We start from the raw sequence: 25,344 nt of genomic DNA, 5'->3' as shown, positions 1-25,344 counted from the left end.
GCCTTACTGGTTCAGACGGAAATCTTTCTCGGCTGCTTCGAAGCGCTGCAGCATACCCGCGGTAGGCGCGCCCATCTTGCTGACAATGTAGATGGCCAGGCTGGCGAAGATGAAGCCCGGGATGATTTCGTACAGGCCCAGCAGCTCGAAGTGCTTCCAGACGATCACGGTGATCGCACCCACCAGGATGCCGGCGAGCGCGCCATTGCGGGTCATGTTCTTCCAGATCACGGAGATCAGGACAACCGGGCCGAAGGCGGCACCGAAACCGGCCCAGGCGTAGCTCACCAGGCCCAGTACACGGTTTTCCGGGTTGGCAGCCAGGGCGATGGCGACCAAGGCCACCAGCAGCACCATGGCACGGCCGACCCAGACCAGTTCCAGCTGGGAAGCGCCCTTGCGCAGGAAGGTCTTGTAGAAGTCTTCGGTCAGGGCACTGGAGCACACCAGCAACTGGCAGCTCAGGGTACTCATCACCGCCGCCAGGATGGCCGACAGCAACACACCGGCAACCCATGGGTTGAACAGGATCTTCGCCAACTCGATGAACACGCGCTCAGGGTTCTCGGTCACTGGCCCGGCCACGTCAGGGTGTGCCGAGAAGTAAGCGATACCGAAGAAGCCCACGGCCACGGTGCCACCCAGGCACAGGATCATCCAGGCCATGGAGATGCGACGCGCCTTGGCGATCGACTTGACCGAATCCGCCGCCATGAAGCGCGCCAGGATGTGCGGTTGGCCGAAGTAGCCCAAGCCCCAGCCCATCAGCGAGATCACGCCGATGAAGGTGGTGTTTTTCAGCATGTCGAAGGACGAAGGGTCTTTCGCTTCGATGGCCAGGAACGTGGTGTCCACACCACCGGTGGCCAGCAGCACGATGATCGGCGTAAGGATCAGCGCGAAGATCATCAGGGTGGCTTGCACGGTGTCGGTCCAGCTCACGGCCAGGAAACCACCGACGAAGGTGTAGGCGATGGTCGCCGCAGCACCGGCCCACAGCGCGGTCTCGTAGGACATGCCGAAGGTGCTTTCGAACAGACGGGCGCCGGCCACGATGCCGGAAGCGCAGTAGATGGTGAAGAACACCAGGATGACCACCGCCGAGATGATCCGCAGCAGGCCACTCTTGTCTTCGAAACGGCTGGAGAAGTAGTCCGGCAGCGTCAGTGCGTCACCGTTGTGCTCGGTCTGCACCCGAAGGCGACCGGCCACGAACAGCCAGTTGAGGTAGGCGCCGACGATCAGGCCGATGGCGATCCAGCTTTCCGACAGGCCGGACATGTAGATGGCACCCGGCAACCCCATCAACAACCAGCCGCTCATGTCCGAAGCACCGGCGGACAATGCCGTTACCACGCTGCCCAGGCTGCGACCGCCCAGGATGTAATCGGAAAGGTTGTTGGTGGAGCGGTAAGCCATCAGACCGATCAGGACCATGGCTGCGATATAGACCACGAAAGTGATCAAGGTGGGATTACTAACACTCATGAGTTACGCCCTGGCTTTGTTTTTATGTAGCGGTGGCAGTTGAAAGCGTCGACAACACGGACGTTATAGCGACGATTTGCAGTCCCGCGAATTTATGACTGATGTTTCCCCAGGAAAGCCATCAGCCGATGCCCCTCGACGTTGAAGTCGGTTGCACCTTGGCCGCGAATGCTATTCAACAAATCAAATAAGGTGCAACCAGTTTCGTTCGAATAAGTTGCACCTGATCGGTTTTATCGCAAAATCTGTGTTTTTTGCTCCCTTTTAGTGCAGTTTCCGGCACTCAGCTAGAAGCTAAAGCACTAAGCCGGTGCAGGATCAACCGGGCAACATTTGCTTCCGGATGAGCTGCCTGTCATTTCGAGAAAAAAAGGGTTGCACCCGGTTGCACCTCAATCATCCCGCAGCTAATCTTGCCGCCAGCTGATGCCACGCAATACGTGGTAAACATGAGGATAAAAATATGGCTACCACCACCCTTGGGGTCAAACTCGACGACCCGACCCGCGAACGCCTCAAGGCGGCCGCAACCTCGATTGATCGCACGCCGCACTGGCTGATCAAGCAGGCAATTTTCAATTACCTGGAAAAACTCGAGGGTGGTGCAACCCTGACCGAGCTGAACGGTTCACCTCGCGTCGACAGCGATGATGCCGGCGATGTGCAGGTCGACCATGCTCACCAATGCTTCCTCGAATTTGCCGAGAGCATCCTGCCGCAGTCGGTGCTGCGCGCCTCCATCACCGCCGCTTACCGTCGCCCTGAGCCGGAAGTGGTGCCGATGCTGATCGAGCAGGCCCGCCTGCCGGCGCAAATGGCCGAAGCCACCAACAAGTTGGCCGCCTCCATAGCGGAAAAGCTGCGCAACCAGAAAAGTGCCGGCGGCCGTGCCGGTATCGTTCAGGGCTTGCTACAGGAATTTTCCCTGTCGTCCCAGGAAGGCGTGGCCCTGATGTGCCTGGCCGAGGCGCTGCTGCGCATCCCGGACAAAGGCACCCGTGACGCGCTGATCCGCGACAAGATCAGCACCGGTAACTGGCAGCCGCACTTGGGCAACAGCCCGTCGCTGTTCGTCAACGCCGCCACTTGGGGCCTGCTGCTGACCGGCAAGCTGGTCGCCACCCATAACGAAGCGGGCCTGACCTCTTCCCTGAGCCGCATCATCGGCAAGAGCGGCGAGCCGATGATCCGCAAGGGCGTCGACATGGCCATGCGCCTGATGGGCGAACAGTTCGTCACCGGCGAAACCATCGCCGAGGCCCTGGCCAACGCGAGCAAGTTCGAAGCCAAGGGCTTCCGCTATTCCTACGACATGCTGGGTGAAGCCGCGCTCACCGAACATGACGCCCAGAAGTACCTGGCCTCGTACGAACAAGCCATCCATTCGATCGGCAAAGCCTCCCACGGTCGCGGGATTTATGAAGGCCCGGGCATTTCCATCAAGCTCTCGGCCCTGCACCCGCGTTACAGCCGCGCCCAGTACGAGCGCGTCATGGACGAGCTGTACCCGCGCCTGCTGTCGCTGACCCTGCTGGCCAAGCAATACGACATCGGCCTGAACATCGACGCCGAAGAGGCCGACCGTCTCGAACTGTCGCTGGATCTGCTGGAGCGCCTGTGCTTCGAGCCGCAACTGACCGGCTGGAACGGCATCGGTTTCGTGATCCAGGCCTACCAGAAGCGTTGCCCGTATGTGATCGACTACGTCATCGACCTGGCCCGCCGTAGCCGCCACCGGTTGATGATTCGTCTGGTAAAAGGTGCGTACTGGGACAGCGAGATCAAGCGCGCCCAGGTCGAAGGCCTGGAAGGCTATCCGGTCTATACCCGCAAGGTGTACACCGACGTGTCCTACATCGCTTGCGCCCGCAAGCTGCTGTCGGTGCCGGAAGTCATCTACCCGCAGTTCGCCACGCACAACGCCCATACCCTGGCAGCCATCTACCACATCGCCGGTCAGAACTATTACCCGGGCCAGTACGAATTCCAGTGCCTGCACGGCATGGGTGAACCGCTGTACGAACAGGTTGTAGGCAAGGTTTCCGAAGGCAAGCTGAACCGTCCGTGCCGTGTGTACGCACCGGTCGGCACCCACGAAACTCTGCTGGCGTACCTGGTACGTCGCCTGCTGGAAAACGGCGCGAACACTTCGTTCGTCAACCGTATCGCCGACCAGTCCATCTCGATTCAGGAGCTGGTGGCCGATCCAGTGGCCAGCATCGAGCAGATGGCGACGCTGGAAGGCGGTTTCGGCCTGCCGCACCCGCGCATCCCACTGCCGCGCGACCTGTATGGCAGCGACCGCGCCAACTCCAGCGGCATCGACCTGGCCAACGAACATCGTTTGGCGTCGCTGTCCTGCGCCCTGCTTGCCACTGCCCATAACGATTGGAAAGCCGTGCCGATGCTCGGCTGTGCAGCCAGCGAAGAAACCCCGGCTCCCGTACTGAACCCGTCCGATCACCGCGACGTGGTCGGCCATGTGCAGGAAGCCACGGTTGCCGACGTCGACAACGCCATTCAGTGCGCCCTCAACGCCGCACCGATCTGGCAAGCCACGCCGCCAGCCGAGCGCGCCGCGATCCTCGAACGCGCCGCCGACCTGATGGAAGGCGAGATCCAGCCGCTGATGGGCCTGCTGGCCCGCGAAGCCGGCAAGACCTTCGCCAACGCCATTGCTGAAGTGCGTGAAGCCGTGGATTTCCTGCGCTACTACGCGGTGCAGGCGCGCAACGATTTCACCAACGATGCCCACCGCCCACTGGGTCCGGTGGTCTGCATCAGCCCGTGGAACTTCCCGCTGGCGATTTTCAGCGGCCAGGTCGCCGCTGCCCTGGCCGCCGGCAACCCGGTATTGGCCAAACCCGCCGAGCAGACGCCATTGGTGGCTGCCCAGGCTGTGCGCCTGATGCTCGAAGCCGGCATTCCGGAAGGCGTGCTGCAACTGCTGCCGGGTCGCGGCGAAACCGTCGGTGCCCGCCTGGTGGGTGACGATCGGGTCAAAGGCGTAATGTTCACCGGCTCCACCGAAGTCGCGCGCCTGCTGCAACGCAACATCGCCGGCCGCCTGGACAACCAGGGTCGTCCGATCCCACTGATCGCCGAAACCGGCGGCCAGAACGCCATGATCGTCGACTCCTCGGCGCTGACCGAACAAGTGGTTATCGATGTGGTGTCGTCGGCCTTCGACAGTGCCGGCCAGCGTTGCTCGGCCCTGCGGGTCCTGTGCCTGCAGGAAGATTCCGCCGACCGCGTCATCGAAATGCTCAAGGGCGCCATGGCCGAATCGCGCCTCGGCAACCCCGAGCGCCTGTCCGTGGACATCGGCCCGGTGATCGACGCCGAAGCCAAGGCTGGCATCGAGAAGCACATCCAGGCCATGCGCGACAAAGGTCGCACCGTGTACCAGATGGCAATCGCCGACAGCGACGAGTGCAAGCGCGGCACCTTTGTGATGCCGACCCTGATCGAGCTGGAAAGCTTCGATGAACTGCAACGCGAGATCTTCGGTCCGGTGTTGCACGTGGTGCGCTACAAGCGCAAGGAACTGGATCAGTTGATCAACCAGATCAACGCTTCCGGCTACGGCCTGACCCTGGGTGTGCACACGCGCATCGACGAGACCATCGCCAAGGTCATCGACAATGTGCATGCCGGCAACGTCTACGTGAACCGCAACATTGTCGGCGCCGTGGTCGGTGTGCAGCCGTTTGGTGGCGAAGGCCTGTCGGGCACCGGTCCCAAGGCCGGTGGCCCGCTGTACCTGTACCGCCTGCTGTCGACCCGTCCTACCGATGCGATCCAGCAATCCTTCGTCCGTGGCGATGCCCTGGTGGCGCCGGACCTGCGTTTGCGCGAGGCCATGGGTAAACCGCTGGCCGCGCTGCAAGCCTGGGCCGACAGCCAGAAGCTCGCCGAACTGAGTGCCGTGTGCGTGCAATTCGCAGCCCAGTCGCAAAGCGGTATTACCCGGACCCTGACCGGCCCGACCGGCGAGCGCAACAGCTACGCCATCCTGCCGCGCGAGCACGTGTTGTGCCTGGCCGACGTGGAAGGCGACCTGCTGACGCAACTGGCGGCCGTACTGGCCGTGGGCGGCTCAGCCGTGTGGCCGGAAACCGACACCAGCAAGGCCTTGTTCGCACGCTTGCCGAAAGACCTGCAGACGCGCATCCAGCGGGTGGCCGACTGGAGCAAGGACGAGGTGCTGTTCGACGCGGTCCTGCATCACGGCGATTCAGACCAGCTGCGCGGTGTTTGCCAGCAGGTGGCCAAGCGTGCCGGCGCCATCGTCGGGGTGCATGGTTTGTCCCAAGGCGAAACCAGCGTGGCGCTGGAGCGCCTGGTGATCGAGCGAGCCTTGAGCGTCAACACCGCGGCCGCGGGGGGTAACGCCAGCTTGATGACTATCGGCTAAACCGCTGTAAACCAGGCACCCGCAATGGGTGCCTGGTAGTAGGAAATCCCTATGGGAGCGAACTTTGTGGGAGCAAAGCTTGCTCGCGATCCAGGCGCTACGGTCCTCAAGAGACCGCGGCGTTTTCATCGCGGGCAAGCCTTGCTCCCACAAAGCCTGATCCCACAGAGTTCGCTCCCACATTGGGATTAGTGTTGCCCTCACCTCTGCATCACTGTCATCAATCATCCTGTTCAGCCTTTATCAGCACGCCTAGACTCGGCCCATCCCAAGAAAAGGTAGGCCGCCATGTCCGAGACGCTGCTCAGTTCCCGCAATCTGGCTTTCGAGCTGTATGAAGTCCTCGATGCCGAGGGCCTGACCCAGCGCGAGCGGTTTGCCGAGCACAATCGCGAAACCTTCGACGCCGCCATCGGTACGGCCCGCAGCATCGCCGAGAAATTTTTCGCGCCCCACAACCGCAAGAACGATGAAAACGAACCGCGCTACGAGAACGGCGAGGCGATTCTGATTCCCGAGGTAAAACCGGCGGTGGACGCCTTCCTCGAGGCGGGCTTTCTCAACGCCGCACGCAGCTTCGAGGCGGGCGGCATGCAACTGCCGACGTTGCTGTCCCAGGCCTGCTTCGCGCACTTCCAGTCGGCCAACGCCGCTTCGACCTCTTATCCGTTCCTGACCATGGGCGCGGCGAACCTGATCGAGAGCTTCGGCAGCGAGGAGCAGAAGCAACGCTTCCTGCAACCGATGATCGACGGTCGTTTCTTCGGCACCATGGCCCTGACCGAGCCCCATGCAGGCTCTTCGCTGTCGGATATTCGTACGCGCGCGGAGACTGCGTCCGACGGCACCTATCGACTCAAAGGCAACAAGATCTTCATTTCTGGCGGCGATCATCCGTTGTCGGAAAACATCGTGCACATGGTCCTGGCGAAATTGCCGGACGCGCCGCCGGGCGTGAAAGGCATTTCACTGTTTATCGTGCCCAAGTTCCTGGTCAACGACGACGGCAGCCTCGGCCCGCGTAACGACGTGCTGCTGGCCGGGCTGTTTCACAAGATGGGCTGGCGTGGCACCACCTCCACCGCGCTGAACTTCGGCGACAACGGCGAATGTGTCGGTTACCTCGTAGGCAAACCGCACCACGGTCTGAGCTACATGTTCCAGATGATGAACGAGGCGCGGATCGGCGTCGGCATGGGCGCGGTGATGCTCGGTTACGCCGGCTACCTGTATTCCCTGGAATACGCCCGCGAACGCCCGCAGGGCCGGGTGCCCGACAGCAAGGATCCGACCACTGCCCCCGTGGCGATCATCCAGCACGCCGATGTGCGCCGCATGCTGCTGACCCAGAAGGCCTACGTTGAAGGTTCGTTTGACCTGGGCCTGTACGCGGCGCGCTTGTTCGACGACACCACCACCCTGGACAGCGAAGCCGAGCGCCGGCGCGCCCATGAACTGCTGGACCTGCTGACCCCCATCGTTAAGTCGTGGCCCTCGGAGTTCTGCCTGAAAGCCAACGAACTGGCGATCCAGATTCTCGGTGGCCACGGCTACACCCGCGAATACCCGGTGGAGCAGTATTACCGCGACAACCGCCTGAACCCGATCCATGAAGGCACCCACGGCATCCAGTCCCTGGACCTGCTGGGGCGAAAACTGGCGCAGAACGGCGGTGCCGGGCTCAAACAATTGATCCGGCTGGTGGCCGACACCACCGAACGCGCCCAGGCGCACGCATCACTGACACCGTTACGCCAGCCGCTGGAAGCGCTGGTGGCGCGCCTGCAAACCGTCACCCTCGGCCTGCTGACGGACCTGGGCCAAGGCAAGGTCAACACCAGCCTCGCCAACTCGGCGCTGTACCTGAAGGTGTTTGGGCACATGGTGATCGGCTGGCGCTGGCTGGAACAGGCGATTCGTGCCGAGGAAGGCCTGGCCAAGGGGAATACCGCAGACAGCGACTTCTATAAAGGCAAGCTGCAAGCGGCGCGCTACTTCCTGACCTGGGAAGTGCCGGGTTGCCATCATGAGCTGGCGATTCTTGAGGCGCGGGATGATACGTGCCTGGGGATGCGGGATGAGTGGTTCTGAGCCGGGTCATGCAGCGGGGCTGAATCCCATCGCGAGCAGGCTCGCTCCCACAAGGGGTTTCAAGTGGACGTAACATCTGCGTTCACCACCGATCCACTGTGGGAGCGAGCTTGCTCGCGATAGCGGTGTTTCAGCCAACACACAGGTAACTGTGCTGACGCTATCGCGAGCAAGCTCGCTCCCACACAAGCCCCACAGTCACCGTTCGCTAACGGTTTCAGGCCTGCTGAATGGTCTTGGCAATCACATCGACCGTGGCGCTGACTTGCTCTTGGTAACGGTCGAGTTCCGCTTGATGTTGCTTCTGCATTTCCATCTGCTGCGAACACAGGTTCATGGCCGCCAATACCAACAGGCGATCACCGATCAGCGTCGGGTATTTCCTTTTCGTGTCGGCCAGTGCGGCCTTGAGCATGGCAGCGGCGTCCAACAGGGCCTGTTCCTGCCCGGTCGGCGCTTTGATTGAATAGTCTTCTCCCAGGATCGAGATGACTGTCACCCCATCGGCGCCGTGCTTCATGCGCTGACAGGCCCGGCGCTGGCGCGCTCGATCAAGGCCTGGATGCGGGCGGCGGTGGTGCCGTGCAGTTCTTCCTGTTCCATCAGGCTCAGTTGCAGGCTTTCGTTTTCATCCTTGACCTTGGCAAGCTCCGCGCCCAGGGTTTCGTTCAGGCCGGTGAGGTGACGGTTCTGTTGCACCAGGTCATTGACCAGTTGCTCCAGCTGGCTGAGGGATGTTTCCAACATATTGATTTCCAGGCTTTTTCAAGGGGCGCGTACGATAAAGAAAAGTCACTGCCAATGCCACGCTTTACGGGGTGGCAGGGCTTTCCGGCGAGTTTTAGAGACTGCGAATGGAGAATCTGGTTCCGACCCTTCGTCGCGCCGCAGCCGTTGCTCTGTGACAAAAGCACGCATGTCACTCAAGACTTTAGTCGTATGACCGATAAGTCAGGGAACAGCAGTCACAGCCCCGCACGGACGCGTCTACTTCCGGTACTTCCCATGTCCCTACGTAATATGAACATCGCGCCGCGGGCGTTCCTGGGGTTTGCCCTGATCGGCGCCCTGATGCTCGCCCTTGGGGTATTTGCCCTGACCCAGATGAGCACCATCCGCGCATCCGGCAAAAGCATCGCCGAGAACAGTGTGCCCAGCATCAAGGCCCTGGATGAGTTCACCCAGCTCACCCTGCGTTTGCGGGTGCTGTCCTATCGCTTGCTGACCAACCGCGAACCGGACATCCAGCAGAAAACCTACGATCTGTTCGAACAACGCAACCAGCAGATCCGCGCCGCCCAGACGGCCTATGAAAAGCTGATCAGCTCTGCGGAAGAACGGGCCGCCTACGATCAATACGTGCAACTGCTGGGGCAATATCGCCAGCTCGAAGAGCGGATGAAAACCCTGTCGCGCAACAATCAGATCGAAGATCTGCGGGCTCTGCTCAACACCGAACTGTTGAGCAACTCCGAAGCCGTGAACGCGGTACTCGGCCGCCTGCTGGAGATCAATAACCAACAAGCCGACGCTTTCAGTCGGGGCGCAGAGCAACAGTATTCAAAAGCCTTCAATCTGGTCATCACGTTGCTGGTCATCGCCACCGCCCTGACCCTGCTGTTCGCCTGGCTGCTGACCAACAGCATCACCAAGCCGATTGCCAACGCGCTGGATGCGGCCGAAGAAATCGCCAAGGGCAACCTGACCCGCCCGATTGTCGTCGATGGCAGCGACGAAGCCGGTCGACTGCTGCGGGCGATGTCGACCATGCAGGAAAAACTGCGCGACACCTTGCAGCGGATCTCCGGTTCAGCCACGCAACTGGCCTCCGCCGCCGAAGAACTCAACAGTGTCACCGACGAGAGCGCTCGCGGCCTGACGCAGCAGAACAACGAAATCGAACAGGCCGCCACCGCGGTCAACGAGATGACCAGCGCCGTGGAAGAAGTCGCGCGCAATGCGGTCAGCACCTCCGAAGCATCGAAAAACGCCACCACCTCCGCAGGCGATGGCCGCGACCTGGTGCAGGAAACCGTCAGCGCCATCGAACGCATGAGCGCCGATGTGCAAAGCACTGCCGCCTTGATCGGCAACCTGGCCAATGAGTCCCGTGACATCGGCAAGGTGCTGGACGTTATTCGCGGCCTGGCCGACCAGACCAACCTGCTGGCGCTGAACGCCGCCATCGAAGCCGCCCGCGCCGGTGAGGCCGGCCGTGGTTTTGCCGTGGTCGCCGACGAAGTACGCGCCCTGGCGCACCGCACCCAGCAGTCGACCAGCGAGATCGAGCGCATGATCGGCAGCATCCAGAGCGGCACCGAACACGCCGTGGATTCGATGCGCAACAGCACCGAACGCGCGGAGTCGACGCTGAACATCGCTCGCGGTGCCGGCATGTCCCTGGACACGATCAACACGGCCATTGTCGAGATCAACGAACGCAACCTGGTGATCGCCAGCGCCGCCGAAGAACAGGCCCAGGTCGCCCGTGAAGTGGACCGCAACCTGGTGAACATTCGCGACCTGTCGGTGCAGTCGGCCACCGGCGCCAACCAGACCAGTGCCGCCAGCGCGGAACTGTCACGGCTGGCCGTGGACCTCAACAGCATGGTTGGGCGGTTCAGCCTTTAATCCACGCAGCTGTTGATTGTTCACAGACAGTGAGCAATCAACAATCCAGCTTCTGTGGCGAGGGAGCTTGCTCCCGCTGGGTCGCGCAGCGGCCCCGTCCTTAAAAGCGACGACTGCTTCGCAGCCGAGCGGGAGCAAGCTCCCTCGCCACAAGGGCTGCGCCCAGACCTCGATCTCCCAACCTTTTTTGACAGCATCACATTTCAACAGGTTAGAATCGCTGGCACGCAGACTGCATGGTCAGTCTGCGCCCGCCCCTCAGTATTCCCGGAGTAACGCCTTTGACTGCAACGACCATCAACAGCCTGTTCTTGATCGGCGCGTTGCTGGTAGGTGCGAGCATCCTGGTGAGTTCTCTTTCGTCCCGCCTGGGCATCCCGATCCTGGTGATCATCCTGGCCGTGGGCATGGTGGCCGGTGTCGACGGCGCCGGTATTCTTTTCGACAATTACGCAACGGCCTACCTGGTCGGCAACCTCGCATTGGCGGTCATTCTGTTGGACGGCGGCTTGCGCACGCGGGTGTCGAGCTTTCGCGTGGCGCTGTGGCCGGCGTTGTCGCTGGCCACGGTCGGGGTGTTGATCACCACCGGGCTGACCGGCCTGGCAGCGGCATGGCTGTTCAACCTGAACCTGATGCAAGGTCTGCTGATCGGCGCCATCGTCGGCTCCACCGACGCCGCCGCGGTGTTCTCGCTGCTGGGTGGCAAGGGCTTGAACGAACGGGTCAGCGCCACCCTCGAGATCGAATCCGGCAGCAACGACCCCATGGCGGTATTCCTCACCGTCACCCTGATCGGCATGCTCGCCAGTGGCGAAACCGGCTTGCACTGGAGCCTGCTGGGGCATCTGATGCGCGAGTTCGGTATCGGCGCGGTGATTGGCCTGGGCGGTGGCTGGCTGATGCTGCAATTGGTCAATCGCATCAACCTGGCCAACGGCCTGTACCCGATCCTGGTCATCAGCGGCGGCCTGGCCGTGTTCGCCCTGACCAACGCCTTGCACGGCAGTGGCTTCCTCGCGGTGTACCTGTGCGGCCTGGTGATCGGCAACCGTCCAGTGCGCAGCCGCCACGGTATCTTGCACATGCTCGATGGCATGGCCTGGCTGGCGCAGATCGGGATGTTCCTGGTGCTGGGGCTGCTGGTCACGCCCCACGACCTGTTGCCGATCGCCCTGCCCGCTCTGGGCCTGGCGTTGTGGATGATCCTGTTTGCCCGCCCACTGTCGGTCATGGTCGGCCTGTTGCCGTTCAAGGCGTTCCACGGTCGCGAAAAAGCTTTTATCTCCTGGGTCGGCCTGCGCGGCGCGGTGCCGATCATCCTCGCGGTGTTCCCGTTGATGGCCGGGCTGCCCCACGCCCAGCTCTATTTCAACCTGGCGTTCTTTATCGTGCTGGTCTCGCTGCTGGTGCAGGGCACGAGCCTGCCATGGGTCGCCAAATTGCTGCATGTGACCGTCCCGCCCGAGCCGCTGCCGATTTCCCGGGCGGCGCTGGAAGTCCACGTCACCAGTGAGTGGGAGTTGTTCATCTATCGCCTGGGCGCGGAAAAATGGTGCATCGGCTCACCCCTGCGGGACCTGAAAATGCCGGACGGCACACGCATCGCCGCCCTGTTTCGGGGCCAGCAACTGCTCCATCCGTCGGGTAGTACCGTGCTGGAAGTCGATGATTTGCTGTGTGTTATCGGCCACGAACACAACTTGCCGGCCCTTGGAAAACTGTTCAGCCAGGCGCCACAACGGGGCCTGGATTTGCGCTTCTTCGGCGACTTCGTACTCGAAGGAGACGCCCAGCTGGCCGCGGTTGCGGCGCTGTACGGGTTGAAGCTGGACGGCATCGATCCGGACATGTCCCTGGGGCGTTTCATTGCCCAGAAAGTCGGCGGTGCGCCAGTGGTCGGCGACCAGGTGGATTGGAACAACACCCTATGGACCGTCGCGGCCATGGACGGGAACAAGATCGGCAAAGTGGGCGTCAGATTCCCCGAAGGAAGTCGCCCGGGTCCCGGCTTGTTCCTCTAAACTGCTCCCACTCTCACTTGCTTGACCGGTCTCTATGCCTACCCTGCGCTCCTTTTTCGCCATCGCCCTGCTGGGCCTGAGTTTCTCCGTCTGCACACTGCAAGCCGCTGATCTTCCCGCCAGCGCTTCGGTGCAGGCCAGCCTGGACAAGATCGCCGACCGCAAACTGCCGGAAGCCGAGCAGAAAGCCCTGCAAACCTTGTTGCAGAACACGCTGACCCAGCTCAACAACAAGACTGATTACGAACAGAAGCTGCAGGCGCTCAAGCAGCAACTGGCGACCGCGCCCAAGCAGAACATCGAGAACCAGCGCGAGCTGGCGCGACTCAAGGGCACCACGGTGGTGCCGGTGGCGCAACGCTATGCCAACCTGCCGATTCCCCAGCTCGAGCAAATGCTCTCGGATCGCTCCACCCAGCAGGGTGATCTGCAAAAAGCCCTGGCCGACGCCAACAGCCTGATCATCACCGCCCAGACCCGCCCCGAGCGCGCCCAGGCGGAAATTTCCAGCAGCCAGACCCGCATCCAGCAGATCAACACCATCCTCAAGGCCGGCCGAGATGCCGGCAAGACCTTGAGCGCCGAGCAGCGCGACCAGCTCAACGCCGAGCTGGCGGCGCTCAATGCGCTGATTCCGCTGCGCCGCCAAGAGCTGGCCGGCAATAGCCAACTGCAGGACCTGGGCAACGGTCAGCACGATTTGCTGATGGAAAAAATCGCCCGCACGGAGCAGGAAATCCAGGAGCTGCAAAACCTGATCAACCAGAAGCGCCTGGCCCAGTCCCAGGAAACGGTGACCCAGCAATCCATCGAAGCCCAGAAGGCCGGTGGCAGCAGCTTGCTGGCGACCGAAAGCGCGGCCAACCTGAAGCTCTCCGACTACCTGCTCAAAAGCACCGACCGCCTCAACGAGGTCACCCAGCAGAACTTGCAGACCAAGCAACTGCTGGACAGCGTCACCCAGACCGACGCCGCCCTGGACGAGCAGATCAGCGTGCTCAAGGGCAGCCTGCTGCTCTCCAAGATCCTCTACAAGCAGCGCCAGACCTTGCCGCGCTTGAAGCTGGACCAGAACCTGGCCGACCAGATCGCCGACATCCGCCTGTACCAGTTCGAAGTCAGCCAACAACGTGAGCTGCTGAACAATCCCAGCACCTATGTCGACAACCTGCTGGCCTCCCAGCCATCTGAACAAGCCACGCCGCAACTGCGCAAGACCTTGCTGGAACTGGCCCTGACCCGCGTCGACCTGCTGGAACGCCTGAACCGCGAGTTGAGTGCGGTACTCAACGAATCCATCACCTTGCAGCTCAACCAGAAGCAACTGCTCAGCACCGCCCAGAACCTGCGGGCGACCCTCGAAGAGCAGATGTTCTGGATTCCCAGCAACAAGCCGCTGGATTTCGAATGGATGCGTGCGGTGCCGGTGCGCCTGGAAAAGCAGATCGACTCACTGCCCTGGGCTTCGAGTCTCAGTGAGCTGGCCGATGGCCTGACCCAGCGGCCACTGCTGTTCCTGCCCCTGGCGCTGCTGATCGGGGCGCTGCTGTGGCGGCGCAAGAATCTCTATGCTCGCCTGAACAAGGTTCACCAGGACGTCGGTCACTTCAAGCGCGACAGCCAGTGGCACACCCCCCAGGCGATCCTGATCAATATCCTCCTGGCGATGCCGGTGGCCCTGGCACTGACCCTCTGCGGCTACGCCTTGCAGATCGACGCCCGCGGCCAGAACGCCAACCTCGGTGCGGCGCTGCTGCAGATCGGCCAGGCCTGGCTGGTGTTCTACACCGCCTACCGGGTGTTGGCACCAGGCGGTGTGGCCGAGTTGCATTTCCGCTGGGAGAAACCCCAGGTCGAATTCCTCCAGGGCTGGATCCGCCGGCTCGGGCTGGTGGTGCTGGCGTTGGTGGCGGTGGTGGCCGTGGCCGAGTTGCAACCCTCGACCCTGGCCGATGACGTGCTCGGCATGCCGGTGGTGCTGACCTGCTACGCGCTGATGGCGTGGTTGCTCAGCCGTCTGCTGCTGAGCAGCCCGACCCACAAGAACACTTCACTGTTCCGCAAGGCGGTCGGGGTGCTGTTCACCGCGCTGCCGATCGCGCTGTTCGTGGCGGTGTGCTTCGGCTACTACTACACCGCGCTGAAACTCAGCGACCGCTTGATCAACACCCTGTACCTGCTGATGTTCTGGCTGGTGATCGAAGCCACCTTCGTCCGCGGCCTGTCGGTCGCGGCGCGGCGCCTGGCCTACCAGCGTGCCCTGGCCAAGCGCCAGGCCGCCAAGGAAGCCGGCGACGGCGAAACGGTGGTCGAGGAACCGACCCTGGACATCGAGAAGGTCAACGAGCAGTCCCTGCGCCTGATCCGCCTGGCGTTGCTGGGCGGTTTCATCGCCGCGCTGTACTGGGTCTGGTCGGATCTGATCAGCGTGTTCTCGTACCTGGACAACATCACCCTCTACGAATACACCAGCGGCACCGGCGCCAACATGAGCATGGTGCCCATCAGCATTGGCGACATGCTCGGGGCGCTGATCATCATCGGCATCACCTTCGCCCTGGCGCGCAACCTGCCGGGCCTGCTGGAAGTGTTCGTGCTGTCGAAACTGAACCTGGCCCAGGGCAGTGCCTATGCCACCACCACGCTGCTGTCCTATGTGATCGCAGGCTTCGGTTTCGTCACCACCCTGTCCACCCTGGGCGTGAGCTGGGACAAACTGCAATGGCTGGTGGCCGCGCTGTCGGTGGGCCTGGGCTTCGGCATGCAGGAGATCTTCGCCAACTTCATCTCCGGCATCATGATCCTGTTCGAGCGCCCGGTGCGCATCGGCGACACCATCACCATCGGCAACCTGTCGGGCACGGTCAGCAAGATCCGCATTCGGGCGACCACCATCACCGACTTCGACCGCAAGGACATCATCGTCCCGAACAAGACCTTCATCACCGGGCAACTGATCAACTGGTCGCTGACCGACACCGTCACCCGGGTGACCCTGAAACTGGGCGTGGACTACGGCTCGGACCTGGATCGGGTGCGCGAACTGCTGCTCAAGGCCGCTCGCGAGAACCCACGGGTGTTGAAGGAGCCGGAACCGATCGTGTACTTCCTGAACTTCGGTGAAAGTACCCTCGACCATGAGCTGCGCATGCATGTACGCGACCTCGGCGACCGTAACCCGGTGCTGGACGAGATCAACCGGTTCATCAACCGTGAGTTCAAGAAGGAGCACATCAACATCTCCTTCCGGCAAATGGAAATCTATCTGAAGAACCTTCAAGGCCAGGAGTACAAGCTGGTGCCCGCCGAGCCCGAGCACAAAACCCTCGGCCCCGTACCCTCGGCCGTAGCCAGCATCAAACCGGTGCCCGAGCCGCCGCAAGACACACTCGACTGATGCGCGCTGCCTGAAGGCGGCGCGCCGGAGACGGCCATGAAAACGCTGGAAACCTTGACCTTCGATAACCGTTTCGCCCGCCTGGGCGACGGTTTATCGACCCACGTGCTGCCCGAGCCCATCGACAATCCACGGCTGGTCGTCGCCAGCCCGGCGGCCATGGCGCTGCTGGACCTGGACCCGGCCGAAGCCCAGGCACCGCTGTTTGCCGAGATTTTCGGCGGTCATAAGCTGTGGGCTGAAACCGAGCCCCGGGCGATGGTGTATTCGGGGCATCAGTTCGGTCACTACAACCCGCAATTGGGCGATGGCCGTGGGTTGCTGCTGGGCGAGGTCTACAACGAGGCCGGCGAGCATTGGGACCTGCACCTCAAGGGCGCTGGCCAGACACCGTTCTCACGGATGGGCGACGGGCGCGCGGTGCTGCGCTCCTCGATCCGCGAATTCCTCGCCTCCGAAGCCCTGCATGCCCTGGGCATCCCCACCACCCGCGCCTTGTGCGTGATCGGCTCGGACACCCCGGTGTGGCGCGAAAAGCAGGAGCGCGCCGCCATGGTGCTGCGCCTGGCACCCAGCCATGTGCGCTTCGGGCATTTCGAATATTTCTACTACACCAAGAAACCCGAGCTGCATGCGGCCCTCGCCGAACACGTGTTGAACCTGCACTTCGCCGAGTGCCGTGAGCAACCGGAACCGTACTTGGCAATGTTCCGCGAAATCGTCGAGCGCAACGCCGAGCTGATTGCCAAATGGCAGGCCTACGGTTTCTGTCACGGCGTGATGAACACCGACAACATGTCGATCCTGGGCATCACCTTCGACTTCGGACCGTTCGCCTTCCTCGACGACTTCGACGCCAACTTCATCTGCAACCATTCCGATGACCAGGGCCGCTACTCATTCAGCAACCAGGTGCCCATCGGCCAGTGGAACCTCAGCGCCCTGGCCCAGGCCCTGACGCCGTTCATCAGCGTCGAAGCCCTGCGTGAGACCCTTGGCCTGTACTTGCCGCTGTACCAGGCCCACTACCTGGACCTGATGCGCCGCCGCCTCGGCCTGACCTGCGCCGAGGAAGATGACCAGAAGTTACTGGAGCGTCTGCTGCAATTGATGCAGAACAGCGGCGTCGACTACAGCCTGTTCTTCCGCCGACTGGGCGACCAGGCGCCCGAGCAAGCCGTCGCCACCCTTCGCGATGACTTCGTCGACCTCAAGGGCTTCGACGCCTGGGGCGAACTCTACGTCGCCCGCGTCAACCGCGAAGGCCCCGTCGACCAAGACCAACGCCGCGCCCGCATGCACGCTGTCAACCCGCTGTACGTGCTGCGCAACTACCTGGCACAGAAAGCCATCGACGCTGCCGAATCTGGCGACTACGAAGAAGTTCGCCGCCTGCACACCGTGCTGAGCAAGCCGTTCGAAGACCAACCAGGCATGGACAGCTATGCGCAACGTCCGCCGGAGTGGGGCAAGCACCTGGAGATCAGTTGCTCGTCGTAACCCTCCCTTGCCGCAGGTTCGGGGTTGCCTGGGAAAAAGTCATCGCGAGCTTGCTCGCGATGGCGATCTTCAATTCACCACATGAAGCCAATCCACTCCCCTTGACGATCACCGCGTTTATTTCGATGTAGGACCATTCAGGAGCAGGCTACGCCGCCTTGCGCCATTGCCTACAACTACGCCAGAATCCGCCGGCTTGTGCGCCTGGGGGTCGGGCTTTATCGTTTTCCCCGTCGCTGAAAATCAGCGATCGGGTTTAGCGATCCGACTCAACACAGACGCAACAATGCCCAGTCTCGATTGCAGTCTTTTACGTCTGCAACTCGCTTAATGGTGGCTGTGCGTGGGAGACCTTCTGGTCTACCCGGGGCTTCTGTGACCCGGATCGCTAACCTGCGTACAGCCGCCACCTTTACTTGTTTAGCGATAGGTCGTGGTGGCTCAACCAATCACGGAGATTCACCATGTGCAAAGCAACCCCCAATCCGCCCGATACCGATCCAGGCCAACTGTTCGCCGTCGTCAACGCCGTCGACACCGAAACCCTGCTCGCCAACCTCAGCGAAAACCTGGCCTCGGCCAACGCCATGGTCAGTGACCTGGCGTTCGATTTGGAAGGCCCCAAGCGGCACATTGCCCTGGGCATTCAGCAGTTGATCGAACTGAGCAGCTTATTGGCGAACCGGGCACTGGACAACGTCGACCCACGCCAGTCGACATAGCGCCTCCCCCTGTGGCGCGGGAGCAAGCTCCCTCGCCGCAGTTAGTGCGCGGCGCCAAGCCATCAAATAAAGGTCTCAACCGATACGCCGAAGCGCTCCGCCAACCAGCGGATCTGCCTTAAATTGAGCTGGCGCTTGCCGCTCAATATCTCCGATACCACCGACTGGGCGCCTATGCCCGGCAAATCGCTCTGGCTCAAACCGTGTTCGCGCATCAGATAACGAAGCGCCTCAACACCAGTGGCCTTGGGCATCGGCCGGTGTTGATGATCCCAGGCCACGATCCATTCACCGATGATGTCCACCAGGCTCATCAGCGGATGGGCTTCTTCTTCGCCAACCAACTCCAACAATTCATCGAGCGCTGCAACCAACCGGTCGTAATCCTCTTCGCTCCTGGGCTTACGCAGCAGGGGCGACACAAACTCCCAATGGGCGGCGACTTGTTCTATTAGGGGACTCATCTTTTTTCTCATCGCATTTTGCTATGGATGAGCTAACCACAGATTGGATCTATCGTAAATTGCGATAACCTCGGCAAGAGAGATTACGCAGCTTTTGTGGCGAGGGAGCTTGCTCCCGCTGGGCTGCGCAGCAGCCCCAAATGGGCCAACGCGTTCTTCCGGGTAAACCGCGTCTACCGGTTTTACGACGGCTTCGCCGCCGAGCGGGAGCAAGCTCCCTCGCCACGGATTCAGGATGTCTGGACGAGAGTCATCGCGAGCAAGCTAGCTCCCACAGGGGCGGGCTGTTGTCGCAAATATCGCGATCACACAGCCCCCATGTGGGAGCGAGCTTGAATTCATCGCCGCCTGCTCACCCAACCTTATCGTTCCCCTGCTCAGGCGTCTCGATCCCCGGCTCTGCCTCTTCAACCCCCTTCTCCTTGGGTTTGGCCGCTGGCTTTTCCTCGGGATAGCCGGGCATGCCGCGGGCGTCTTCAGGAGTCAGTTCGTCCCGGTCGTGGCGGCGGTCGGTGGCGTAGGACGGGGCGGCATTGGGGTCTTCGTCGCGGCCGGCGGTGCCGAGGACGAAGCCGTCGTCGTTGGGGTTGTCCACTGCCTGGGGCGTGGCTGGGTCTTGAGAATGGCTCATGGGACCTCCTGGGATTGCAAACAGGTACGTGGTGTCTTTTTGAGGCCGCGACACCTTTTCAGTGCGGCGCACCTGATGAATGGCAGCCTTGTGCAAGCCCCACAATGGGATTGGAGTACGAGAGGGAGAGCCAGGCCGGCTATCAGGCCGCCTCGCGAGCAAGCTTTGCTCCCACAGGACCAGCCCAAACGAGTCTGACGGGTGTACGACCGGGAGAGCCAGGTCGGCTACTAGGCCGCCTCGCGGTGGACGTTGATTTCGGGCGCCCCGTTAACCACGCTGGCCGAACGCAGGCATTGTGGAGTGGGCATCCCGGCATGGATGCCGGGATAGCCGCGCTGGGCCATGGATGGCCCTTCGCGGCGGGCCCACGAAACAATGCCGGAGTGAGGGCACACCGAGCCTAGGCGAGGTGCCAAGTGGTGGGGCATGAGCGCTTTGGTTACTTTCGACTGGGCCGGCTTCCGGGCTTTTCGAAAGTGACCCGCTGTAAGAGCGGAACCCTAAGTGGCCGTTACCGCAGAAATGGATATGTACCCGGTCAAAACCCCCGACCAACTATCAGGCCACCACCCCAAGCAAACCCACACAAGGGAAATACATGGCATGGCTGCCTCCACGCTACGCCATATCACTGTGGCTGAACTCCTCCGCCAGAAAATCAATCAGCGTACGCACCGACGGCAGCAACCCGCGTCGCGAGGCAAAGATCGCATGGACGATCCCGCACTTGGGCGTCCAGCCCGGCACCAGTTCCACCAATCGGCCGGCCGCTATGTCTTCGCGCACCACCACGGTGGGCAGGTGGGCGATGCCAATGCCGGCCAGCACGGCGTGACGCAGGGCCAGCAGGTCGTCGGTGACCATGCGCGGTTCATGGCGGATCAGCGCACGGGTGCCGTCCGGACCGAACAATTCCCACTGGTACTCACGCTGCGCCGCCCCCCAGTGCACGCTGGGCAAGCCGTTGAGGTCTGCCGGGGAGGCCGGTGAAGACAAGCGCTCCAGGAACGCCGGGCTGCCCACCAGGCACTGGGTGCTGTTGCTCAGCACTTTCATGACCATGTCGGTGTTTTCCAGCGGCGGAAAGCGCACCCGCAAGGCGATATCGAACCCTTCATGGATCAGGTCCACCCGGCGGTTGGTGCTCTCGATGAACAACTCCACCCGCGGGTACTTGAGCATGTAGCGGGTCAGCATCGGCCCGACCCAACTGTTGAGCAGCGCCGTCGGGCAACTGATGCGCACCAGCCCCTGGGGCTCGGAGCGGTTGCGTTCAATCACTTCCGCCGCGCTCTCGGCTTCGACCCGCATCGCCAGGCAGCGCTGGTAATAGGCCTGGCCGATCTCGGTCAACGTGCAGTGGCGGCTGGTGCGATGGAGCAGCCGCACCCCGAGCCGCTCCTCCAAATGGGCGATACGCCGGCTGAGCTTGGACTTTGGCATGTCCAGCGCCCGGCCCGCAGCGGCGAACCCACGGTGCTCGACCACCTGGGTGAAGTAGTAAAGCGTGTTGAGGTCTTCGATGATCGTTCTCCAAATAGAACGCTAAGGCGGATTTTTGCAGTCTAGCGCACCAAAGGTGCCAGTTTTAATCTACACCCATCGAAACGCAACACGGATTGAAGCCGGGGCGCTTCGACCGGATGAGTCACTGATCAATCGCTACACCGCCATTAAAAACCTTAACCACGCCGAAACCTTCGGCAACCAAAACTTAATGAGGGCTACGCCATGACCACTTCCTACAACCGTCTCGACAAAGATAACGCCGCCGTTCTGCTGGTCGATCACCAAGCCGGCCTGCTGTCCCTGGTACGCGACATCGACCCGGACCGCTTCAAGAACAACGTGCTGGCCCTGGCTGACCTGGCGAAGTACTTCCAACTGCCGACCATCCTCACCACCAGCTTCGAAACCGGCCCCAACGGCCCGTTGATGCCCGAGCTCAAGAGCCTGTTCCCGGACGCGCCGTACATCGCTCGCCCTGGCCAGATCAATGCCTGGGACAACGAAGATTTCGTCAAGGCGATCAAGGCCACCGGCAAGAAGCAACTGATCATCGCTGGCGTGGTGACTGAAGTCTGCGTGGCCTTCCCGGCACTGTCGGCCCTGGCCGAAGGCTTCGAAGTGTTCGTGGTCACCGATGCGTCCGGCACGTTCAACGAGCTGACCCGTCAATCGGCCTGGGACCGCATGTCATCCTCCGGTGCGCAGCTGATGACCTGGTTCGGCCTGGCTTGTGAACTGCACCGCGACTGGCGCAACGACGTGGAAGGGCTGGCGACCTTGTTCTCCAACCACATCCCGGACTACCGCAACCTGATGACCAGCTATAACACGCTGACCAACGCTAAATAATCAGCAACACTGAACTAAATGTGGGAGCGGGCTTGCTCGCGAAGACGGTGTGTCAGTCGACATCTATGTGTCTGACACACCGCATTCGCGAGCAAGCTCGCTCCCACAGGTTTTTGTGGTGGTTTCTATATAGTGTTCAATCTGTGCCAATGATTTTCTGGAGACTGATCTGATGCTGATCCCCTGCCCCCATTGCAACGGGCTCAATCGCATACCCGCCGAACGCCTGGGCGACCAGCCCAAGTGCGGGCGCTGCAAGGCCCAGGTGTTATTGAGCAAACCGTTCGAACTCAAACAAGGCGACTACGCCAGCCAGATCAAGGGTGACCTGCCGTTGCTGGTGGATGTATGGGCCGATTGGTGTGGGCCGTGCAAGTCCTTCGCGCCCGTGTTCGAACAAGCCGCCGCGCAGCTGGCGGGCAAATGCCGGTTGGCCAAGCTCGACAGCGAGGCCAACCAGCAACTGTCGGCGCAGTTGGGCATTCGCTCGATTCCCAGCCTGATTCTGTTCAAGGACGGCCGGGAAGTGGCGCGCCAGAGTGGGGCGCTGCCGTTGCCGCAGTTGATGGCTTGGTTGCGCAGCCAGGGGATTTGAAGCCATGAGATAACTGTGGGAGCGGCTTTGTGGGAGCAAAGCTTGCTCGCGATCCAGGCGCTGCGGTCCTCAAGAGACCGCGGCGTTTTCATCGCGGGCAAGCCTTGCTCCCACACGGTTGCTCCCACATTGGTTTTGCACAGGTCAGAATCAGGCGCTTTCCAGCAGGCTATGCAACTCCATGAACTGCTGGGTCAGCTTGTGCCGCGGGTCGAGGTGGATCAGCGGCAGGCTGGCCTGGTGGGATTCGCGCATGCGCACCGAACTGCTCAGGTACACCGGCAATACCGGCAGCCCTTCGGCGATCAGTTCGTCGAGAATCTGCTGTGGCAGGCTGGCCCGGGCCTGGAACTGGTTGACCACGATGCCTTCGACTTCCAGGCCTTCGTTATGGTCGTCCTTGAGCTCTTCGATTTCCGCCAGCAGGCCGTACAGGGCCTGTCGGGAGAAGCTGTCGCAGTCGAAGGGGATCAGCACCCGATCGGCGGCGATCAATGCTGAAACCGCATAGAAATTCAGTGCGGGCGGGGTATCCAGGTAAATCCGGTCGTAATCCTCCTCCAGCTCTTCAAGCAGTTTGCGCAGCTTGTTGATCTTATGCTTGGCCTCAAGCTTGGGCTGCAGATCCGTCAGCTCCGCCGTGGCGGTGATCACGTGCAGGTTGTCGAACGGCGTTTCGTAGATATCCACCTTGTTCTTTTTCGAGAACGGCCCGGACGACAGGGTTTGCTTGAAGAAATCGGCAATGCCCATGGGAATGTCATCGCCGGTCAAGCCAGTCAGGTATTGAGTGGAGTTGGCCTGGGCATCCAGGTCCACCAACAGCGTGCGATAGCCTTCGCTGGCGCTGACTGCCGCCAGATTGCAGGCGATGCTGGATTTGCCCACGCCACCTTTCTGATTGAACACCACACGCCGCATGTCAAAACCTCCGTGTATCAAAGATTCCCGAGTGTAGTAGGCAGCGACACCGCTTAGCTACCTTCTGCGTAGAAGGACTACAGCAACAGTGGCTTTTCCAACGATTCAGGCGTCAATTCGACCAGACAATGACAGAAACAACCGACAGACAGGCTCGTGCTGATAGCGACAATGGTCCCAGCCTGGCATTGAGCGGACCAACTCGTACATTTCGCTGAGCAAAATGTAACCAGTATTTGCTACAAGCCAACCGCACCGGGATAATGCGCGCCACTTGGGTCGCAAGGCCATGCAGGGTTGGACGCGGGTCAAACCACTGAACCGTGACAATAAAAGCCCGCAGGGGTGGGGTGAAGTTTGTGATCAATTTCAATATCGCCCAATGGCGCGCGTGGGCCCCTGGGCTCGAAAGCGTGGACGATTGGCAGGCATGGAGCCGACAGCCGGTCGTATTGCCGCCCAGCGATGCCGCCCCTGACGTATCGTTCCTGCCGGCCATGCAGCGCCGGCGCCTCAGCCGCTTGGCGCGAATGGCCTTCAGTGTCGGCTGGCCACTGGCCGAGGGCCGGCCGGACCTACCGTTGGTCTTTATTTCCCGCCACGGCGAAACCCCGCGCACTTTTGAGATTCTCAAGGACCTGGCAGCCGACCAGCCATTGTCGCCGACCCAATTCAGCCTGTCGGTGCACAACGCGGTGATTGGCCTGTGGTCGATCATGCGCGGTGAAACCAGCGAAATGACCGCCCTGGCCGCGACCGGCGACGGGTTGGAACACGGTGTGCTGGAGGCCGTCGCGCTATTGAACGAAGGATCGCCTGCGGTGCTGCTGGTGATCACCGAAGAACAACCTCCGCAAGTCTATGCACCGTGGGTCGATGACGTGCCATTTCCCTATGCCATGGGCCTGCTGCTGACCCCGGGCAATGACTGGCAACTGGACCTGTGCGCGCAGGCCGGCCAATCGCCGGGCAGCAACTGGCCCCATGCCCTGGATCTGTTGCGTACCCTGCTGAACAACGAAACCACCTGCCAACATGCCTGGAAGAATCGTGTATGGACCTGGCAACGCAACCGGTGACCGGTAAACATCGCGACGCCTATTACTGGCGCCTGGTCGCGACCGCTGCAAGCTTCGCCCTGTTCGGGCTGGGCGGGCTGTGCCTGCGTTTGCTGGTGTTCCCGTTGCTGGCCTGGTGGCCCGGCGATGCCCAGGCCCACCGCCAAAGGGCGCGCCGCACGGTCGGGCGGTTGTTCTGGTTCTTTATTCGGTTCATGGCCCGTACCGGCGTGCTCACCTACCAGATCGATGGCGCCGAACGGCTCGGGCGCCCCGGGCAGATGATCATTGCCAACCACCCGTCGCTGATCGACGTGGTGTTCCTGATCGGGCTGGTGCGCGACGCCAACTGCGTGGTCAAGCAAAGCCTCTGGGACAACCCCTTTACCCGGGGTCCACTGCGTTCGACCCAATACATCAGCAACGACGGCAGCATGGACATGCTCGATGCCGCCAGCGACGCCTTGCAAGAGGGCCAGACGCTGATCGTATTCCCCGAAGGGACGCGCACCCAGCCAGGCCAGGTGCCAGCCTTTCATCGGGGGGCTGCGGCCATCGCCCTGCGGGGTGCGAAAATCCTCACACCCGTCACGATCAAGGTCTGCCCCACGACCCTGACCAAGGCTGAACCCTGGTATCGCATCCCCCGACGCCGCGTGCACTTCAGTTTCCACGTCGGGGCCGATATAGACCCACAGGCGTTCGCTGCGCTCGGCCCGCCACCCCAGGCTTCGCGCAGGCTCAACGATTTTTTGCATCACTATTACATCAAGGAGCTCGCCGAAGATGAGCGATCTGCACCGTGACATCAAACAGCTGATCATCGACGCCCTCGGCCTGGAGGACATCGGCATCGACGATATCGGTGACCACCAGACCCTGTTCGGCGAAGGCCTGGGCCTGGACTCGGTGGATGCCCTGGAGCTCGGCCTGGCGATCCAGAAGGAGTACGGCATCAAGATAGACGCCGACGCCAAGGACACCCGTAACCATTTCAGCAATGTGGCAAGCCTTGCGGCCTTCGTCACTGCAAAACGCCCCTGA

Annotated in this window: 19 protein-coding genes and 2 pseudogenes; 13 read left to right on the top strand and 8 right to left on the bottom strand. The window is 61.7% G+C overall.

Features of this window, described 5'->3' with window-relative positions; genetic code table 11:
* Window positions 1-3: 3 nt before the first annotated feature.
* The gene (gene putP / locus HU749_RS03430; RefSeq protein ID WP_186651247.1) at window positions 4-1,488 is read right to left on the bottom strand and encodes a sodium/proline symporter PutP; all 1,485 of its coding nucleotides are present in this window, start codon (window positions 1,486-1,488) and stop codon (window positions 4-6) included.
* A 463-nt stretch (window positions 1,489-1,951) separates the two neighbouring features.
* On the opposite strand from putP, the gene putA reads away from it, so the two are divergent.
* Window positions 1,952-5,905 (top strand): trifunctional transcriptional regulator/proline dehydrogenase/L-glutamate gamma-semialdehyde dehydrogenase, encoded by a 3,954-nt coding sequence (putA, locus tag HU749_RS03425; RefSeq protein ID WP_079301600.1) that lies wholly within the window; start codon window positions 1,952-1,954, stop codon window positions 5,903-5,905.
* A 288-nt stretch (window positions 5,906-6,193) separates the two neighbouring features.
* Window positions 6,194-7,996 (top strand): acyl-CoA dehydrogenase, encoded by a 1,803-nt coding sequence (locus HU749_RS03420; RefSeq protein WP_079301599.1) that lies wholly within the window; start codon window positions 6,194-6,196, stop codon window positions 7,994-7,996.
* Window positions 7,997-8,213: 217 nt separating this feature from the next.
* On the opposite strand, the gene HU749_RS03415 is transcribed toward HU749_RS03420, so the two are convergent.
* Together HU749_RS03415 and HU749_RS03410 are read right to left on the bottom strand one after the other, a co-directional pair.
* A complete protein-coding gene (locus HU749_RS03415) occupies window positions 8,214-8,516 on the bottom strand; it encodes a cell division protein ZapA (protein WP_018601295.1) in 303 nt (100 codons plus the stop codon).
* The gene (locus tag HU749_RS03410) at window positions 8,513-8,743 is read right to left on the bottom strand and encodes a hypothetical protein (RefSeq protein WP_003197071.1); all 231 of its coding nucleotides are present in this window, start codon (window positions 8,741-8,743) and stop codon (window positions 8,513-8,515) included. Before HU749_RS03410 ends, HU749_RS03415 begins: the two co-directional genes overlap by 4 nt.
* A gap of 54 nt (window positions 8,744-8,797) precedes the next feature.
* On the opposite strand from HU749_RS03410, the pseudogene HU749_RS29525 reads away from it, so the two are divergent.
* The 6 genes and pseudogenes from HU749_RS29525 to HU749_RS03385 all read left to right on the top strand — a co-directional run.
* Window positions 8,798-9,724, top strand: a pseudogene (locus HU749_RS29525) (MCP four helix bundle domain-containing protein); the annotation flags it as partial.
* A gap of 30 nt (window positions 9,725-9,754) precedes the next feature.
* Entirely contained in the window at window positions 9,755-10,627 is an 873-nt protein-coding gene (locus HU749_RS29520) for a methyl-accepting chemotaxis protein (RefSeq protein ID WP_409556748.1), read from the top strand.
* Between the two features lie 281 nt (window positions 10,628-10,908).
* Window positions 10,909-12,651 (top strand): potassium/proton antiporter, encoded by a 1,743-nt coding sequence (locus tag HU749_RS03400; RefSeq protein ID WP_079301596.1) that lies wholly within the window; start codon window positions 10,909-10,911, stop codon window positions 12,649-12,651.
* A gap of 34 nt (window positions 12,652-12,685) precedes the next feature.
* Window positions 12,686-16,048: a mechanosensitive channel MscK gene (gene mscK, locus HU749_RS03395; protein WP_186651245.1), complete on the top strand. Its 3,363-nt coding sequence runs from the start codon at window positions 12,686-12,688 to the stop codon at window positions 16,046-16,048.
* Window positions 16,049-16,084: 36 nt separating this feature from the next.
* On the top strand, window positions 16,085-17,548 hold the full coding sequence (selO, locus tag HU749_RS03390) for a protein adenylyltransferase SelO (RefSeq protein WP_095962284.1): 1,464 nt from the start codon (window positions 16,085-16,087) through the stop codon (window positions 17,546-17,548).
* A gap of 479 nt (window positions 17,549-18,027) precedes the next feature.
* A pseudogene (locus HU749_RS03385) lies at window positions 18,028-18,270 on the top strand (DUF6124 family protein); the annotation flags it as partial.
* Window positions 18,271-18,332: 62 nt separating this feature from the next.
* Here HU749_RS03385 and HU749_RS03380 read toward each other — a convergent pair.
* From HU749_RS03380 to HU749_RS03365, 4 genes are all read right to left on the bottom strand, one after another.
* Window positions 18,333-18,734 (bottom strand): helix-turn-helix domain-containing protein, encoded by a 402-nt coding sequence (locus HU749_RS03380; RefSeq protein WP_186651241.1) that lies wholly within the window; start codon window positions 18,732-18,734, stop codon window positions 18,333-18,335.
* A gap of 352 nt (window positions 18,735-19,086) precedes the next feature.
* The gene (locus HU749_RS03375) at window positions 19,087-19,365 is read right to left on the bottom strand and encodes a hypothetical protein (protein ID WP_079301593.1); all 279 of its coding nucleotides are present in this window, start codon (window positions 19,363-19,365) and stop codon (window positions 19,087-19,089) included.
* Window positions 19,366-19,595: 230 nt separating this feature from the next.
* Complete coding sequence (locus tag HU749_RS03370; protein WP_172436040.1) at window positions 19,596-19,784, bottom strand: nucleoid-structuring protein H-NS; 189 nt, start codon at window positions 19,782-19,784, stop codon at window positions 19,596-19,598.
* A 202-nt stretch (window positions 19,785-19,986) separates the two neighbouring features.
* On the bottom strand, window positions 19,987-20,892 hold the full coding sequence (locus tag HU749_RS03365; protein ID WP_217870578.1) for a LysR family transcriptional regulator: 906 nt from the start codon (window positions 20,890-20,892) through the stop codon (window positions 19,987-19,989).
* A 207-nt stretch (window positions 20,893-21,099) separates the two neighbouring features.
* On the opposite strand from HU749_RS03365, the gene ycaC reads away from it, so the two are divergent.
* Together ycaC and trxC are read left to right on the top strand one after the other, a co-directional pair.
* Window positions 21,100-21,726 (top strand): isochorismate family cysteine hydrolase YcaC, encoded by a 627-nt coding sequence (gene ycaC, locus HU749_RS03360; RefSeq protein WP_014336221.1) that lies wholly within the window; start codon window positions 21,100-21,102, stop codon window positions 21,724-21,726.
* 172 nt (window positions 21,727-21,898) lie between these two features.
* Window positions 21,899-22,321, top strand: coding sequence for a thioredoxin TrxC (trxC, locus tag HU749_RS03355; RefSeq protein ID WP_079301591.1), 423 nt, complete (start codon window positions 21,899-21,901; stop codon window positions 22,319-22,321).
* Between the two features lie 150 nt (window positions 22,322-22,471).
* On the opposite strand, the gene HU749_RS03350 is transcribed toward trxC, so the two are convergent.
* Complete coding sequence (locus tag HU749_RS03350) at window positions 22,472-23,242, bottom strand: ParA family protein (protein ID WP_014336219.1); 771 nt, start codon at window positions 23,240-23,242, stop codon at window positions 22,472-22,474.
* A gap of 359 nt (window positions 23,243-23,601) precedes the next feature.
* On the opposite strand from HU749_RS03350, the gene HU749_RS03345 reads away from it, so the two are divergent.
* The 3 genes from HU749_RS03345 to HU749_RS03335 are packed head-to-tail and all read left to right on the top strand — an operon-like array spanning window position 23,602 to window position 25,344.
* The gene (locus HU749_RS03345) at window positions 23,602-24,321 is read left to right on the top strand and encodes a beta-ketoacyl synthase chain length factor (protein WP_186651239.1); all 720 of its coding nucleotides are present in this window, start codon (window positions 23,602-23,604) and stop codon (window positions 24,319-24,321) included.
* Complete coding sequence (locus HU749_RS03340) at window positions 24,297-25,106, top strand: lysophospholipid acyltransferase family protein (protein ID WP_046065107.1); 810 nt, start codon at window positions 24,297-24,299, stop codon at window positions 25,104-25,106. Before HU749_RS03345 ends, HU749_RS03340 begins: the two co-directional genes overlap by 25 nt.
* Complete coding sequence (locus tag HU749_RS03335) at window positions 25,087-25,344, top strand: phosphopantetheine-binding protein (protein WP_014336216.1); 258 nt, start codon at window positions 25,087-25,089, stop codon at window positions 25,342-25,344. Before HU749_RS03340 ends, HU749_RS03335 begins: the two co-directional genes overlap by 20 nt.

Source organism: Pseudomonas ogarae (assembly GCF_014268695.2).
Lineage (GTDB): Bacteria > Pseudomonadota > Gammaproteobacteria > Pseudomonadales > Pseudomonadaceae > Aquipseudomonas > Aquipseudomonas kilonensis.
The sequence above is the reverse complement of the archived record's forward strand: the minus strand, read 5'-3'. Positions and strand labels throughout refer to the sequence as shown.

What these genes read in the sequence shown, in the direction of transcription:
- HU749_RS03380 (WP_186651241.1), bottom strand. Translation starts at nt 18,734, where the DNA reads ATGAGTCCCCTAATAGAACAAGTCGCCGCCCATTGGGAGTTTGTGTCG.
- HU749_RS03410 (WP_003197071.1), bottom strand. Translation starts at nt 8,743, where the DNA reads ATGTTGGAAACATCCCTCAGCCAGCTGGAGCAACTGGTCAATGACCTG.
- HU749_RS03415 (WP_018601295.1), bottom strand. Translation starts at nt 8,516, where the DNA reads ATGAAGCACGGCGCCGATGGGGTGACAGTCATCTCGATCCTGGGAGAA.
- HU749_RS03335 (WP_014336216.1), top strand. Translation starts at nt 25,087, where the DNA reads ATGAGCGATCTGCACCGTGACATCAAACAGCTGATCATCGACGCCCTC.
- putA (WP_079301600.1), top strand. Translation starts at nt 1,952, where the DNA reads ATGGCTACCACCACCCTTGGGGTCAAACTCGACGACCCGACCCGCGAA.
- putP (WP_186651247.1), bottom strand. Translation starts at nt 1,488, where the DNA reads ATGAGTGTTAGTAATCCCACCTTGATCACTTTCGTGGTCTATATCGCA.
- selO (WP_095962284.1), top strand. Translation starts at nt 16,085, where the DNA reads ATGAAAACGCTGGAAACCTTGACCTTCGATAACCGTTTCGCCCGCCTG.
- HU749_RS03375 (WP_079301593.1), bottom strand. Translation starts at nt 19,365, where the DNA reads ATGAGCCATTCTCAAGACCCAGCCACGCCCCAGGCAGTGGACAACCCC.
- ycaC (WP_014336221.1), top strand. Translation starts at nt 21,100, where the DNA reads ATGACCACTTCCTACAACCGTCTCGACAAAGATAACGCCGCCGTTCTG.
- HU749_RS03340 (WP_046065107.1), top strand. Translation starts at nt 24,297, where the DNA reads ATGGACCTGGCAACGCAACCGGTGACCGGTAAACATCGCGACGCCTAT.
- HU749_RS29520 (WP_409556748.1), top strand. Translation starts at nt 9,755, where the DNA reads ATGTCGACCATGCAGGAAAAACTGCGCGACACCTTGCAGCGGATCTCC.
- mscK (WP_186651245.1), top strand. Translation starts at nt 12,686, where the DNA reads ATGCCTACCCTGCGCTCCTTTTTCGCCATCGCCCTGCTGGGCCTGAGT.
- HU749_RS03350 (WP_014336219.1), bottom strand. Translation starts at nt 23,242, where the DNA reads ATGCGGCGTGTGGTGTTCAATCAGAAAGGTGGCGTGGGCAAATCCAGC.
- HU749_RS03420 (WP_079301599.1), top strand. Translation starts at nt 6,194, where the DNA reads ATGTCCGAGACGCTGCTCAGTTCCCGCAATCTGGCTTTCGAGCTGTAT.
- trxC (WP_079301591.1), top strand. Translation starts at nt 21,899, where the DNA reads ATGCTGATCCCCTGCCCCCATTGCAACGGGCTCAATCGCATACCCGCC.